Genomic DNA, 14156 nt, shown 5'->3' on the forward strand with positions numbered 1-14156 from the left:
TTCTCCCGCGACCCGGGCGAAGCTAGGGCGAAAAGACCTAGCCCAGCTGCCGGCTGATGGCCGCGATGTGTTCCGGGCCGATGCCGCAGCAGCCGCCGATGATGCCCGCGCCCTGCTCCCGCCAGGCCGCAGCCCACTCAAGGTAGCCGGCCGGGTCAAGGTCTTCGCGCAGGTCGTCCAGGCCGTCGTTGGCGGTGGCGTCCTCGGGCTGCGGCGGGAAGGCGTTGGCGTAGACGCCCAGTTCCAGCTCCGCGCCAAGGCCTTCCGCCGTTGAGCGGGCGGCTTCGAGGGCAGCAGCCATGACCTCGGGGCGGCTGCAGTTGAACAGCAGCGCTTCCGCGCCCATCCCGACGGCGGCCTCCGCGGCTTCGGCGACTTTCTCGCCGGAGCGCAGCAGGGCCGGGCCGGAAACGTCTTCGTCCCGCAGGGTGAGGGAGAGCCAGAAGGGCTTGCCGTCGTCGGGCAATCCTGCGCGGATGGCCCGCGCTTCGGCGATGGAACTCTGGGTCTCCGCCAACCACAGGTCCACGTGCCCGGCGAGCCCGGCCACCAGGGGCGCCAGCACCTCAGCCGCGCGGCCGGCGTCGAACAGGTCGGGGCGGTAGGAGCCGAACAGCGGCGGCAGCGAACCGGCCACGCGCACGCTCTGCCCGGCGGAGTCGGCAGCGGCACGGGCCAGGCGCCCGGCGCGGGAAGCCAGGGTGCGGGCGTCCGCGGCGAACCGTTCCTCGCCGATGTGGAACGGCACCAGGGCGTAGCTGTTGCTGGTGATCACCCGGGCGCCGCTGGCGATGAAGTCTTCATGGACGGCCTGCACCTGATCGGGGGCTTCCATGAGCGCGAGTGCGGACCATTCGGGCTGCCGGAAGGGTGCCCCGCGGCGTGCCAGTTCGCGGCCCATGCCGCCGTCGAGGAGTGTCAAGGAACTCAAGCTCAGATGTCCGTCCGGTGGAAGTTCAGGAAGCTGCGGCTGGCGGTCGGTCCGCGCTGGCCTTGGTAACGGTTGCCGTATTCGCCCGAGCCGTAGGGGTGCTCGGCTGCGGAGCTGAGGCGGAAGAAGCACAGCTGGCCGATCTTCATTCCGGGCCAGAGCTTGATGGGCAGGGTGGCGACGTTGGACAGCTCAAGGGTCACGTGGCCGGAGAAACCCGGGTCGATGAAGCCCGCGGTGGAGTGGGTCAGCAGGCCCAGGCGGCCCAGGGAGGACTTGCCCTCGAGGCGGGCCGCGATGTCGTCGGGCAGGCTCACGGTCTCGAAAGTGGAGCCGAGCACGAATTCGCCCGGGTGCAGGATGAACGGCTCCTCGCCGTCCACCTCCACCAGCCGGGTCAGCTCGGGCTGCTCCTCGGCGGGGTCGATGTGGGCGTACTTGTGGTTGTCGAACAGCCGGAAGAAGCGGTCGATCCGTACGTCCACGGATGACGGCTGGACCATGGCGGGGTCGTACGGCTCCAGGACGATGCGTCGGGAATCGATTTCGGCACGAATGTCACGGTCAGAGATCAGCACAGCATCAAAAATACCGTAGGTTCCGTGCAGGCATGGCGTCCGCGGAAGTCTGCGACTATAGTCCGGGACCATAATCCGCCGCTGCCTGCTGGGTGGCACGACGCGAGCTGGTGAATAGTGAAACGAACTGCGGCAGCTGGGGCCGCCCTTCTGGCCTGCCTGATCGCCACCACCGTTCTGGGCGGCTCGTCCCTTGCCGGGCTCCAATCGGGAAGCCCGACGACGGCGGCAAGCGCCACGTCCTCCCCCGCTCCCTCCGAGGGGGCTGCTTCCGCCGTGCAGCCTTCGGGTTCAGCGTCGCCTTCCGCTGGCGTGCCTTCCGCTGGTGCGTCGACGACCGCCGCGCCGACCCCCTCGCCGGAAACCCCGGCGCCCGGAGCGTCACCCACCCCATCCGCGTCGGCTCCGTCATCGTCGGCTTCCCCGGTCCCGGAGCAGCCCGCCCAACGGCCTACATCCCCGGCAGGGGCGCCGCCGGAGGTTCCGAGCATCCCGCCGCTGTGGGGGCCGGACCCGCTCCCGGCCGCGAAGACCAAGGCCCCCAAGGCCGCAGCAAACACCCCGGCCGCCAAGACCGCTTCCGCTTCGGACGAGGGGCCCACGGAGTCCTTCACGGCGGTCCGGGCGGCGGAGGTAACCCAGCTCGCTCCCCAGGCCCTCGTGAAGGACGACAACTCCGCCGCCGTGCTGGCGGTCTTCAACGCCATCAACAGCTACCGGGCATCCCTGAAACTCAACCCGGTGAAGTACCACCCCACCGTGGCGTCGCTGTCCCAGGATTGGTCGGACAACATCGCCACCCGCGAGGTGATCGAGCACCGGGCGAACTTCTGGCTGGACCCCCGCGCACTGAACCCGGACCGGGGCGCAGGCGAAGTGATCGCGGTGCGCTGGGACCGCGACGCCGCGAAACTGGTCGACTGGTGGAAGAGTTCACCCGCCCACGACGCCATGCTGCGGGATCCGCGCTTCAACGTGATCGGCGTCGGGATCACCTTCACGGACGGAAACTGGCAGACCACCCCGAACCGCTACACCATGTGGGGCGTGGTGAACCTCTTCGGCTACAGCACCCTCCCCGCCGGTACGGTGAACAGCCCGGGCGGTCCCGTCACGCCGCCCACCCCGCCGGCGGCGGATGCGTGCACGCCCCTCGTGAAGCAGCAGCCGCCCACCTGGGACCTCACTGACGCCGCGGTCCGCGGACCGGGCGACCTGGTCGCCGTCGACCCCTACGGGAAGCTGCGGGACTACCCGGCGCTCGGTGATGGAAGCTTCGGGCCGCCGCGTGCCGTGGGCACGGGCTTCACCGGGGCCAAGGAACTCATGGTGACGGACTGGGACCGGGACGGGGCCTTCGACGTGCTCTCCCAACAGCTCGACGGCAGGCTCCTGCTCTACCCGGGCCTGGTGGACGGCGGCTTCGCGGCCCCGGTGCAACTGGCCGCCGGCGGCTGGCAGTCGATGACCATGGCGGTGGGCACCTGGTGCGGCAACAACCGGCTGCCGCAGATCCTGGCCACCAACTCCAAGGGCCAGTTGTACCTGTACCCGAACCGGGGCCTGACGGCCCTGGGCGCCGCAAGCAGCCTGGGCGTCACCGTTCCGGGGCAGCGGCTGGCCATGGTCGATTACGACGCCGACGGCCTGCAGGACCTGCTCGCCGTGGAAAGCACAGGCAGCCTGCGCCTCTACCGCGGCAGTGGCGTGCCGGCACCGAAGGCGGAGACCCGGCCCGTTGTCGGCACAGGGTGGACGGACTACACCGGCCTGCGTTCCCTACGGGATGTCACCGGCCTGAATACCACGGGCATCGCGGGGCTGACCGCGGACGGGACGGTCGAATACTGGGACCTCAGCAGCGGAAAGTTCACCACGGTCACCACGGTTTCCAGCGGCTGGGGAAGCCTGAAACTGGCGCAGTAGCGCGTCGGCCCTACGCGGCGTTCTCCTCTTCAAGCACGCTCTTCAGCTTTTCCAGCTGGAGCACTTCGGCTTCCATCGTTTTCTGGATCATGCTGCCCATGAGCTTCTGGAGGCCCTTCGGATGGAGCTCCAGCGCGAAGCGGAGCCGGGTGCCCGTGCCCTCCGTGCTCAGGTAGTAGCCGCCGAGGGGCCGGGCGGGGCCGGCAACAACCTCAAAGCGGACCTCCGCGCCGGGCCGCGCCTCGACAATCTGGAAGTCGGCGGCAAGTGGCCGCCCGCCGGGGCCAAGCAGGGTCTGCTGGTACACGGCACCCTTCTCGCCGGCCTTGCCGGAGCGGAGGGAGATACTGCGGATGCCGTCGCGCCACAGCGGGTTGTTCAGCCCGTCCACGAGGAAAAGGTAGACACTCATGGCGTCGCGGCCGATCAGTACTTCGTGCTCTGCGAATGCCATGGGATCCCCTTCAATGTGCGACAAAACGATGTAGCCCGGTTCCCCATGACGCACAGCTATCCGTTTCAGGATAGGCAGGGCCGCCCCGGCGGGACACCGTTGGGGCGTGCCTTAACCGAATCTTTATTACATCGGAACCCATAGTGCGGTAGAGTTCCCGGGCCGCAACAGAAGGGGACTGTTCATGCCTGCCTCCCACCACACGAGCCAGGTCCGGGTCCGACGACGCCGGGCCAGGGTCCGCTTGCCGCTCGCCGTTTCGCTGTGCGCGGCCCTGCTGCTGGGCACCCCGGCGACGGCACCCGCAGCGCCGGCGCGCACCGCCGTCGTGCCCGCCGCCCGGGCTGCAGGCGCCGCCCCGGCCACCGTCAATCCCCTGCCGAGCCTGGCCCCGGTGTTCACTGCCGGCAGCACAGCGGTGCTGGTCAACAAGTCCCATCCCCTCAACCCGCTGCGCTACGCCCCCGGTGACCTCGTCAGCGTCCGGGGCAGCGATTACTACCTGCGGGCGCAGGCGGCGAGCGCCTTGGATTCGCTTTTCACCGGGGCGTCGAACGCCGGGCACGGCCTGGCGGTGGTCAGCGCCTACCGCTCCTACGACACCCAGGCCAGCCTGTACGACTACTACGTCCGCACCTACGGCCAGGCCTACGCGGACACCATCTCCGCCAAGCCCGGCTACAGCGAACACCAGACGGGCCTGGCGGCGGACGTCGGCAACGCGGGCGGCTCCTGCGGCCTGTCCACCTGCTTCGGCGAGACACCGGCCGGACGCTGGGTGGCGGCGAACGCGTACCGTTACGGCTTCATCGTCCGCTACCCCAACGGCTATTCCGGCACCACCGGCTACAGCTACGAACCCTGGCACCTGCGTTACGTCGGCCCCACCATCGCCGCGGACATGCGTGCCCGCAGCTTCCCCACCCTTGAGCACTATTTCGCCGGAAACCCGGCGGCCGGGGCCACCATCAAGAGCGGTTCGGAGCTGCTGGCCGCGGACTCCGCCGGGCACCTGCTTCTCTACTCCGCACCGCAGGCCGGGAGCTACCGCTACCGCTCAACCATTGGCGGCGGCTGGTCGAACCTCAAGCAGGGCTTCGTGGTGGACTGGAACGCGGACGGCGTCTACGACATCCTCGCGCAGTGGAAGAACGGCGTGCTCGGCCTGTACCGGGGCCGGCCCGGCGGCGGGTTCGACGGGCTGCGGAGCGTGGGCTGGGGCTGGGCGGACATGACCATCACCGTGGGCAAACTCTCCCGGAGCCAGAAGTATCCCGGTGTGCTCGGCTACGGGCCCGACGGCGGGCTGCGCTACTACGCGAACAGTTCCGGCGGGGCGCTCGGTGGTTTCGCCTCGATGGGTCCGGGGTGGGCCGGCCGCGGGATTACGCTGGCCGACTGGAACAACGACGGCAACAACGATGTCCTCGCGCAGCTGCCCGGCGGCGCCCTGTTGTACTACAAGGGGAACGGCGCGGGCGGCATCGCCTACCCGTCCACCATCGGCGGCGGCTGGCAGGTGATGGCCTCGGTGGCACCCGCCTTCGGCTATGCCGGGCTGGGGACGCGCGGCCTCCTCGCCCGCAGGACGGACGGCACGCTCAGCCACTACGGCTTCCGCAGCGGCAGCTGGGCCGCTCCGCAGCCCGCCGGAAGCGGCTGGGCACCGATGAAGCTCTTCAAATAGGCCCGGATTGCTGCCGCGTGTCGTGCCTCCGGTGAGTCTGGCAAGACACGCCTGTGATCTGCGCTAAGCTGGGATCTGCTCCGGCTCAGTCTTCGACAACAGGCCGGGCAATGCGGGCGTAGCTCAATGGTAGAGCGCTAGCTTCCCAAGCTCGATACGCGGGTTCGATTCCCGTCGCCCGCTCCACACAGGAACACCCCGGTCTTCGGACCGGGGTGTTCCTTTTTGCGCCGGTTCCGAGGCCCCTACGCGGGCCGCGGCACGATCCGCACCAAGCGGCGCCGGTTCTTCAGGTCCACCTTGAGCTGCAGCGCCGACTTCCGGGCCAGTACGACGGCGACCGTTGCGGCTGCGAGCGCCGGCACCCCGCCTGCCACCAGGATGGCCAGGTGCGGGTTCAGGTGTTCGGCCAGCCAACCCATCACCGGCCCGCCAATCGCCTGGCCGCCGATCAGCACCACGAGGTACAGGCTCATGACCCGGCCTCGGATGGCCATGTTGGCGCTGGTCTGCACCAACTGGTTGGCGGCGGTGAGGAACATCAGGCACCAGAATCCCGAAAGGACCATCGCCGCACCGAACCACGGCATCGACGGCGCCAGCGCACCGAGGCACAGCATCAGCCCGTACATGCCCGCGCCCAGCACCACGGAGCGGAGGCGCAACTGCCGCCGTCGGGCGGAAGCGATCGCCCCGCACAGCGCACCGAGCGCCACCAGGGCGTTCAGCAGGCCGTAGCCTCCGGCACCGGCCTCGTACACGTGGTCCGCGAAGGCGGCCAGCAGCACCGGCAGGCTCATCCCGAACACCGCCACGAAAGCGGCCATGAGCCACGGCCAGTAGATGGTGGGCTTGCGGAGCGCGTAACGCAGGCCCTCGGCAAGCATGCCCTTGCGCCTGGGCGCCGGCTTGCTGAGGTGCAGCTCGCCCTTGCGGAGCAGCAGCAGCGTGGTGATGGTGGAGCAGCAGGCCAGGGCGTTGCCAGCGAAGGCCCAGCCCGGTCCGACTGCGTTCAGCAGCACGCCTGCGAGGGCCGGGCCGATCAGGCCGCCGAGCTGGAAGGTGGTGGAGTTGACGCTGATCGCGTTGCGCAGGTAGGTGGGTCCGACGAGTTCGTTGACGAAGACCTGGCGGGCGGGCTGGTCGAGCACGGTGACAAGGCCCAGGATGAACGCGATGACGTAGACGTGCCACACCTGCACGGCGCCGCTGAGGGAGAGCACCGCGAGGGTCGCTGCGAGCGCGGCGGCCACGCTCTGGCAGAGCATGAGGATGCGGCGCTTGGCGAAGCGGTCGGCGATCATGCCGCCCCACGGGCCAAGCACCAGGGACGGCAAGAACTGCAGGGCGACAGTGATGCCGACGGCGGTGACGGAGCCGGAAAGCTGCAGCACCATCCAGTCCTGTGCGATGCGCTGCATCCACAGCGCGATGACGGCCACGAAATGGCCGATCGCGAAGACCCTGAAGTTGTGGATCCGGAGGGAGATGAAAGTGTGCCGCCAGGGCAGGCGTTCGCTGACCAGGGCGATCGGCTGGGTGACGCTGTCCGGGTCGCGGGCGGCGTCGCGGGCGGCGGAGCTTAGGGAGTTGATGGCGGAGTGGCCGACGGTTGCCTCGGAGGGTGGAGGGGGTGCCAAGGGAGTGTCCTCATTCAAGCGTTTGGTTCAGGCAGGATTCGGTTTGGGTGGTTTCACTGGAATGCCTTTAACGCTAGGGTTGACCGCGGTAATCATGGAAGCGTATTGGCCTTATAACTCCTATTGCGTTCCGCAATGAGGTGGTGAGGCCTTGGCCCGTCGAGGAGTCCGGTGTCCGATCCAATGCTGTTCGATCCCGTGCAACTCCGCTCTTTCCTGGCCGTGGCGGAAACCCTGAGCTTCACCAAGGCCGCCGAGCGTCTGGGCCTGGCACAGCCGACTGTCAGCCAGCACGTGCGGAAGCTCGAGGCCGCGGCCAAGCGATCGCTCGTGGCGCGGGACACGCGGGACGTCCGGCTGACGGACAACGGGGATGCCATGGCCGGTTTCGCCCGCAGCATCCTGGCTGCCCACGACGACGCCGCGCGCTACTTTTCCGGGTCCGCGATGCGCGGCCGGCTGCGCTTCGGCACGGCGGACGACCTCGCCATCACCGGCCTGCCGCGGATCCTGCGCGAGTTCCGCCAGCTATATCCGCAGGTGAACCTGGAGCTCACGGTCAGCCAGAGCGACCAGTTGTACCGCCGGCTCAATGCCGGCCAACTGGATCTCGTATTCGTGAAGTGGGTGGGCGAGGCCAAGGACGGCACGGTGGTCCGGAAGGACAGCTTCGACTGGGTAGGCCTGGAGCAGACCGCGCTCGATCCCCGGAGCCCGGTGCCCCTCATCTGCTACCCCGCGCCGAGCATCAGCCGGAAACTCGCCATCGACGCCCTCGAGGCCAAGGGACGTACCTGGCGGGTGACCTGTTCCACCAAGCAGATCGCGGGAGTCCTCGCAGCGGTACGGGCGGGTATCGGCGTCGCTGTCATGCCGTCGTCGCTCGTTCCGGAGGACCTGAAGGTCATCACGCACCGTTTCGACCTCCCGCCCGTGGGCGACGTGGACTTCACCCTGATCCGCAATCCGCTGGCGAACGCCGAGGCGGTCGATGCCCTCACCCAAGCGATCATCGGCAGGACGCTGCGGAAGCAGGCGTAAGGCTCCTGGCGCGTGGTCAGCGGCCGGCCGCCGGCCCGCCGTCGTCGGAAATCAGTGCCTGCGCCGCCATCCTGACGGTATTCACGACGGCGACACGCCGCCGCTCCGCGCGTCCGGACCCTTCGCGGGCGAAGAGTCCGTCCATTTCGGGCAGGACGGCCCAGGAGTCGCACAGGGCGATGATGGTCAGGAGCAAATCCGCGGCATCTTCTTCGGTGACCCCGGGCAACGCCTCCATGACCCGCGCGATCTTGTGCGCAGAGTTCGCCTCGCGCGCTTCCCGGCCCACCATCAATTCGCCGCGGTCCAGCCCCTCCCAGAAGAGCAGGCGGGGCAAAGTGGGGTCGGCGCAATGCCGCGAAAAGAGACGGCCCGCGTAATCGGCAATGGCTTCGGGGCCTTCGCCTTCAATCTGGATCTCGTCCATCACGAGCCTGAGCTGGGAGGCGACGACCGCGTCGAACAACTGCTCTTTCTTACCGAAGTACTGGTAGATGCGTTCCTTGTTGACGCCGGCGATCTTGGCGATCCGGTCCACTCTTCCACCGGCCAGTCCATAGCGGCAAAATTCAATTGTGGCAGCCGCAAGCAACAGGCTCTTGGTTCGTTCCTTGTCCCATGCCATGCATCCACCTTAACAGATTCCAACTAGATGGTTGCAGATTTAACCGAACGCCCTTACGCTGGTCTCATTCAAAAAAACAACTAGTTGGTTGGAGATTTCATGACCACCTCAGGGAACAGCTTGCAGCCCTCCGCTGCACAAACTCCGGCAACGCCCGCCCCCCCGCACGCACCCTCCATCCACATCCGGGCCTTCATTACCTGGTTGGCGATCTTCCCGCTGGTCAGCGTCGGAATGCTCCTGCTCGGCCCCTTCATGGAGAGCTGGCACCCGGTGCTCCGCGCACTCCTGCTGACCCTGCTGGTGGTTCCGGCTGCCGTGTACTTTGTGGTGCCGAAGCTCTTTGTCGCTTACGGCATGCTCGTGAAGCGCAGGGTGCAGCGGGCGGCCCGGGACCGGGCGTAATCCACATCACAGATCGGTTGTCGTGGCCCGCGCTAAACTTGAGCCGTTATGAACCGCACAATGTTTAAGTCCAAGATCCACCGGGCCACGGTCACCCATGCCGATCTCCACTACGTCGGCTCCGTCACCGTGGACCTCGATCTGCTGGACGCTGCGGACATCCTGCCCGGCGAGCTCGTGTCGATTGTCGATGTCACCAACGGCGCCCGGCTGGAGACCTACACCATCGCCGGCGAGCGCGGTTCGGGCGTCATCGGGATCAACGGCGCTGCCGCGCACCTGGTGCACGTGGGCGACGTCGTCATCCTCATCACCTACGCGGAGATGACCACCGAGGAAGCCCTGGCCTACGAGCCGAAGGTGGTCCACGTGGACCGCAACAACAAGATCCTCCAGCTCGGCAGCGATCCCGCCGAGGGCCACACGCCGGGGCTCCTGCGCCCGCCGCACGCCCTGAGCAACGCCCGCCAGCACTGAGCGGCTCTAGGCTGCCGCCCCGCGTCCACATAACGGGAATCCACCCGCCCGGCTCCGCCCCCGCGAATAAATCTGATTACGCTGGGACGGTGACCCTTCCCGGCATTCCACCAAGCACTCCCGGAACCCTGCCGTGATCGAGGTACTTTCGGGCTTCTTCGTGGTGTGGGCGATCATCGGCGTCGGCTGGTTCGTCGGCAGGCGCGAGCTCCTGGGCCCGAACGCCGGGCACACCCTCAGCCGCCTCGCTTTCTTCGTGGCCAGCCCGGCGCTCCTCTTCGAAACACTATCCAAGGCCAGGCTCGAGGATGTGCTGGGCCCGCAGCTCGCCGCCGCGGCGATCAGCGGAACGATCGTGGGCACCATCTACGTATTGCTCAGCAAGTTCGTGCTGAAGCGGAAGATGCCCGAGGCCATGATCGGCGCCATGAGCGCCAGCCAGGCCAACAGCGCCAACCTCGGCATCCCGATCGCCGTCTATGTGCTGGGCGACGCGAGCTACGTGGCACCCCTGCTGATCTTCCAGCTGGCCTTCTACAACCCGGTCAACCTGATGATCCTGGACGCCACCCGCGGCAGCCGCAGCGCCAAACAGAACCCCCTGCTGAAGTTCCTCCTGATCATCCTGAAGAACCCGGTAATCGTGGCGTCCGCGTTGGCGCTGCTGCTCTCCGCCCTCCACCTCCATCTGCCCGACCCGGTCCTGCAGCCGATCCACTTCATCGGCGGTGCGGCGGTCCCGGCCATGCTCATGTCGTTCGGCATGTCCCTCAACGGCAACCGGCCCTTCTCCGCCGCGAGCGGACGCCGGACGGACATCGTCCTGGCGTCCTCCTTCAAGCTCATCCTGCACCCGGCGCTGGCGTTCCTGGCGGCGCACTTCATCCTCGGGCTCAATGACCATGCCCTGTTCGCGGCCACGATCGCCGGCGCCCCTCCCCACGGCGCAGAACGTCTTCGTGGCCGCCAACCGCTACCAGCAGGGCATTACGATCGCGAAGGACACGGTGCTGATCACCACCGTGGTCGCGGTGCCCGCGATGCTCGTCATCGCCGCGTTCCTGCACCCTTGAGAGGCATGCGCCGCTCTGGCCAACCGCCCTGCCCAACTGACTCGCAGTTGTTGTCGTTTTCAGCCCTCAAAACGACCTTAACTGCGAGTTAGTTGGGGCGCGGCACCCCACCGCCAGCTGCGCACTCGGACGGCGGGCGCCGTCGTCGTGTCCGGCAAAGCAGGCAGGCCCGGTTTGCCCGGCGGGCAGAACTGGCAGGATATGAACGGGACGCCCGGAGGCGTGCCGGCCCTGGAAGGAGTTTTGGATGCGTGCGGTGTACTTTGACGAATTCGGCAAGCTGCCCGAGGTCCGGGAAGTCCCGGATCCGGTTCCGAGCCGGAACGGGGTAGTGGTCCGGGTGGAGGCCACCGGGCTGTGCCGCAGCGATGTACATGGCTGGTTGGGCCACGACTCCGGAATTCCGCTGCCGCATGTGCCCGGGCATGAGCTTGTGGGAACCATTGAGGCTGTGGGCCCCGATGTCCGCCGCTTCCAGGTGGGCCAGCGCGTGACCACACCGTTTGTCTGTGCCTGCGGGGAGTGCCCGGAATGTGCCTCGGGCAACGGCCAGGTGTGCCGGGACCAGACCCAGCCGGGCTTCACCCACTGGGGTTCCTACGCCGGGCTGGTCGCCCTGCACAACGCCGATTTCAACCTGATTGCCATCCCCGAAGACATGGACAGCGGCGCCGCGGCCCTGCTTGGCTGCCGCTTCGCGACGGCGTTCCGCGGGCTGCAGCACCAGGCCCGGCTGACGGGCGGCGAGACCCTCGTGGTGGTGGGCTGCGGTGGTGTGGGCTTGAGTGCGGTGATGATCGGCATCGCCTTGGGCGCCCGCGTGGTTGCGGTGGATATCGACGACGCCGCCCTGGCACGCGCTGCACGGCTGGGCGCCACGCACACGGTGAACTCGCTGGGGCTGTCCCGGCAGGAGGTGCTGGCCGCCATAGCGGCCGCCGCGCCGGAGGGAGTCCAGGTCTCGGTGGATGCGCTGGGGCGGGAGGAGACGGCCGCCGTCGGAATTCTCTCCTTGGCCCCGCGCGGCCGGCACGTGCAGATCGGGTTGTTCCCCGGGGAACCCGTCATCCCGATGAGTGCGGTGATCGGCAAGGAACTCTCCGTGCTGGGCAGCCATGGAATGCCTGCCCGGGATTACCAGGGCCTGCTGGATCTTGTGGCGTCCGGGGCGCTCCGGCCTGAAGCGTTGATCGAGCGGCGTTTGGTGCTCGACGATGTGCCCGGCGCCCTCGCGGCCATGGCGCAGGACCGTTCGGAACTCGGCGTGGCTGTCATCCAGGTGGGCTGAGCACGGCCAGCGTCCCCGGCCGCTCAGGCCGCCGGGCGCGGAAGCCGCCCGCCCGGCCGCCCGCCGCCCGACTGTCCGCCACCCAGCCGACCGCCGCCCGGCCGCCCGCCGCCCAGCTGGCCCAGCAGCATCGCCCCGAACGCGAGCACCAGGCCCAGCGTCTGCAGGGGACCAAAGCTCTCCCCCTTCAGCAGCACGCCCAGGGTGGCAGCCATGAGCGGGGAAAGGAAGCCGAGCAACGATGCGCGGGTGACCGGCAAACGCCCGATCGCCCAGAACCAGAGGGCGTAGGCCAGCAGGCCGCCCACCAGTCCCAGCCAGAGGTAGCCTCCGACGGAGCGGGCGTCGAAGACGGGCGGGAATCCTTCCACCAGGAGCGTCACCGGCAGCAGGAACAGCCCGCCCGCCGTGAGTTGCCAGCCGACCATCGCAATCGGCCGCACACCCGCGGGCCGGCCCCATTTCTTGGTCAGGACAATCCCAAGGGCCATCGACGCCGTTCCCGCCAGGCCGGCCGCCACACCCAGCACATCGATCCCGGCCGTGCGCCCCAGCACCACGAATCCCACGCCGGCGGCACCGGTCACCGCCCACGCAAGGCGCCAGAAGAGGAGCCGCTCCTTCAGCACGGCCACCGCCAGGAACACCACCACCAGAGGCTGGGCCGCGCCCAGGGTCGCGGCCACCCCGCCGGGCAGGTGCTCGGCGGAGATGAACAGCAGCGGGAAGAAGAAGCCGATGTTCAGCAGGCCCAGGGTGGCGGCCCGGAAAAGCCAAACTCCCTTCGGCAAGGCACGGCCGAGGGCCAGGGCCACCAGGCCGGCGGGCAGGGCCCGGGCCAGGCCCGCGAACAAGGGATGCCCGGCGGGGAGGAAATCAGTGGTCACCAGGTAGGTGGTGCCCCAGACCAGCGGGGCGAAGGCGGCGAGGGCCGTCACCGCTGCGAGCGGGAGGGCTCGACGGCGGGCGGCCGGCTTTTCGCTGTTCCGCGCTGGTCGGGCCGGGAGGGTCTTGAGGGTCTTGACCGATGAACTCATGTTCCAAAGGTCTTACGGATCAATGAATGAGTCCAACACATAGATTTCATCAGAACAATGAGCAGAATAGATGCATGGATTTGCAGCAGATGCGGTACGTGGTGGGCATCGCGGAGACGGGGAGCTTCACGCGTGCGGCGGCCAGGAACTTCGTGGTGCAGTCGGCGCTCAGCCACCAGGTGGCGGCCTTGGAGCGGGAGCTCGGCGTGCAGCTGTTCGTGCGCTCGAGCCGTCAGGTCCAGCTGACAGAGGCCGGCAAGGCTTTCCTGCCCCATGCCCGTGCGGCCCTGGAGGCTTCGGAGCGGGCGCGGGACGAGGCGGCCGCGGCCGATGGCGCCGTGCGCGGCAAGCTGCGGATCGGTTTCATCCCCACGCTCACCGCCGTCGAACTGCCCGCACTGCTACGTGAGTGCCGCTGCCGCTTCCCGGAACTCACACTCGAGGCCAGGGTCTCCAACAGCGAGGAAATGATCCGGGAAGTCCGCACCGGCACGCTGGACGTGGCCTTCCTCGGCCTCCTCGACGGCACCTTCGCGGCCGAAAGCGTCGAAAAGGGCACCGTGCAGGGGGTCGCCGTCCGGGAACTGAACCGCGATACCCTCGCCGCAGTCCTCAACGAGGACCACCCCCTGGCGCGGCGAAAGAAGCTGTCCCTGAAGGATCTGGCCGAGGAGGCGTTCGCCGACTTCCCGCGGACCTCGGCCGGGCGGAAGCAGAGCGACGCCGCGTTCGCCCGGGCCGGCGTCGAACGCCAGGTTGCCTACGAGCTGGGCTCGATCGAGCTGACGCGGGAGCTGATCGTCAACGGGCTCGCCGTCACCCTGCTGCCCAGCCGCTATGCCGCGCGGCTGGCGGGGGTCGCCGTCGTGCCGGTCAAGGAGGAGACAGCCCGGCACGAATACCTGATCTGGGACCGCTTGAACCCCAGCCCCGCGGCCCGGTCGTTCACGGCGCTGGTGGCGGAGTATTCGGCGCCGGCCTAGCAGAAGCGTCC

The 14156-nt window shown here is 68.4% G+C and carries 13 protein-coding genes, 1 tRNA gene and 1 pseudogene; 9 read left to right on the top strand and 6 right to left on the bottom strand.

The genetic code is table 11. From position 1 onward, the window contains the following. Nucleotides 1–37: 37 nt before the first annotated feature. Together ACZ9CK_RS16315 and dcd are read right to left on the bottom strand one after the other, a co-directional pair. Nucleotides 38–931 carry a homocysteine S-methyltransferase family protein gene (locus ACZ9CK_RS16315; protein WP_476050486.1) on the bottom strand — a complete coding sequence of 298 codons (894 nt, stop codon included), beginning with the start codon at nt 929–931 and terminating at the stop codon, nt 38–40. Between the two features lie 2 nt (nt 932–933). Next, nucleotides 934–1509 (bottom strand): dCTP deaminase, encoded by a 576-nt coding sequence (gene dcd, locus ACZ9CK_RS16320; protein WP_426300345.1) that lies wholly within the window; start codon nt 1507–1509, stop codon nt 934–936. A 117-nt stretch (nt 1510–1626) separates the two neighbouring features. Between dcd and ACZ9CK_RS16325 the strand changes: the two genes are divergently transcribed. Continuing rightward, on the top strand, nt 1627–3435 hold the full coding sequence (locus tag ACZ9CK_RS16325) for a CAP domain-containing protein (protein WP_476050487.1): 1809 nt from the start codon (nt 1627–1629) through the stop codon (nt 3433–3435). A 10-nt stretch (nt 3436–3445) separates the two neighbouring features. Here the strand turns inward: ACZ9CK_RS16325 and ACZ9CK_RS16330 are convergent, their stop codons facing one another. Next, entirely contained in the window at nt 3446–3889 is a 444-nt protein-coding gene (locus ACZ9CK_RS16330; protein WP_426300349.1) for an SRPBCC family protein, read from the bottom strand. A gap of 184 nt (nt 3890–4073) precedes the next feature. Here ACZ9CK_RS16330 and ACZ9CK_RS16335 point away from each other — a divergent pair, with 184 nt between their 5' ends. Both ACZ9CK_RS16335 and ACZ9CK_RS16340 read left to right on the top strand, forming a co-directional pair. Next, nucleotides 4074–5576, top strand: coding sequence for a D-alanyl-D-alanine carboxypeptidase family protein (locus tag ACZ9CK_RS16335; RefSeq protein WP_476050488.1), 1503 nt, complete (start codon nt 4074–4076; stop codon nt 5574–5576). 112 nt (nt 5577–5688) lie between these two features. Beyond that, nucleotides 5689–5762 (top strand) — tRNA-Gly (locus ACZ9CK_RS16340). A 59-nt stretch (nt 5763–5821) separates the two neighbouring features. Here the strand turns inward: ACZ9CK_RS16340 and ACZ9CK_RS16345 are convergent. Continuing rightward, nucleotides 5822–7216 carry an MFS transporter gene (locus ACZ9CK_RS16345; RefSeq protein ID WP_476050489.1) on the bottom strand — a complete coding sequence of 465 codons (1395 nt, stop codon included), beginning with the start codon at nt 7214–7216 and terminating at the stop codon, nt 5822–5824. 186 nt (nt 7217–7402) lie between these two features. Between ACZ9CK_RS16345 and ACZ9CK_RS16350 the strand changes: the two genes are divergently transcribed. Then, the gene (locus ACZ9CK_RS16350) at nt 7403–8257 is read left to right on the top strand and encodes a LysR substrate-binding domain-containing protein (RefSeq protein ID WP_426303528.1); all 855 of its coding nucleotides are present in this window, start codon (nt 7403–7405) and stop codon (nt 8255–8257) included. Between the two features lie 16 nt (nt 8258–8273). On the opposite strand, the gene ACZ9CK_RS16355 is transcribed toward ACZ9CK_RS16350, so the two are convergent. After that, nucleotides 8274–8882, bottom strand: a complete 609-nt coding sequence (locus ACZ9CK_RS16355) for a TetR/AcrR family transcriptional regulator (protein ID WP_476050490.1) — start codon at nt 8880–8882, stop codon at nt 8274–8276. Nucleotides 8883–8981: 99 nt separating this feature from the next. Between ACZ9CK_RS16355 and ACZ9CK_RS16360 the strand changes: the two genes are divergently transcribed. The 4 genes and pseudogenes from ACZ9CK_RS16360 (at nt 8982) to ACZ9CK_RS16375 (ending at nt 12125) form a co-directional block, all read left to right on the top strand. Next, nucleotides 8982–9287, top strand: coding sequence for a putative antibiotic biosynthesis monooxygenase (locus ACZ9CK_RS16360; RefSeq protein WP_426300357.1), 306 nt, complete (start codon nt 8982–8984; stop codon nt 9285–9287). 48 nt (nt 9288–9335) lie between these two features. Then, nucleotides 9336–9764, top strand: coding sequence for an aspartate 1-decarboxylase (panD, locus tag ACZ9CK_RS16365; RefSeq protein WP_426300359.1), 429 nt, complete (start codon nt 9336–9338; stop codon nt 9762–9764). A 133-nt stretch (nt 9765–9897) separates the two neighbouring features. After that, nucleotides 9898–10837 (top strand): annotated as a pseudogene (locus ACZ9CK_RS16370) (AEC family transporter). Nucleotides 10838–11084: 247 nt separating this feature from the next. Further along, nucleotides 11085–12125 (top strand): zinc-binding dehydrogenase, encoded by a 1041-nt coding sequence (locus tag ACZ9CK_RS16375; protein ID WP_426300363.1) that lies wholly within the window; start codon nt 11085–11087, stop codon nt 12123–12125. 23 nt (nt 12126–12148) lie between these two features. On the opposite strand, the gene ACZ9CK_RS16380 is transcribed toward ACZ9CK_RS16375, so the two are convergent. Next, complete coding sequence (locus ACZ9CK_RS16380; protein ID WP_476050492.1) at nt 12149–13162, bottom strand: EamA family transporter; 1014 nt, start codon at nt 13160–13162, stop codon at nt 12149–12151. 74 nt (nt 13163–13236) lie between these two features. Here ACZ9CK_RS16380 and ACZ9CK_RS16385 point away from each other — a divergent pair, with 74 nt between their 5' ends. Beyond that, nucleotides 13237–14145, top strand: coding sequence for a LysR family transcriptional regulator (locus tag ACZ9CK_RS16385; protein ID WP_476050493.1), 909 nt, complete (start codon nt 13237–13239; stop codon nt 14143–14145). The last annotated feature ends 11 nt before the right edge of the window (nt 14146–14156 follow it).

This window comes from Arthrobacter sp. TE26545 (assembly GCF_056279005.1).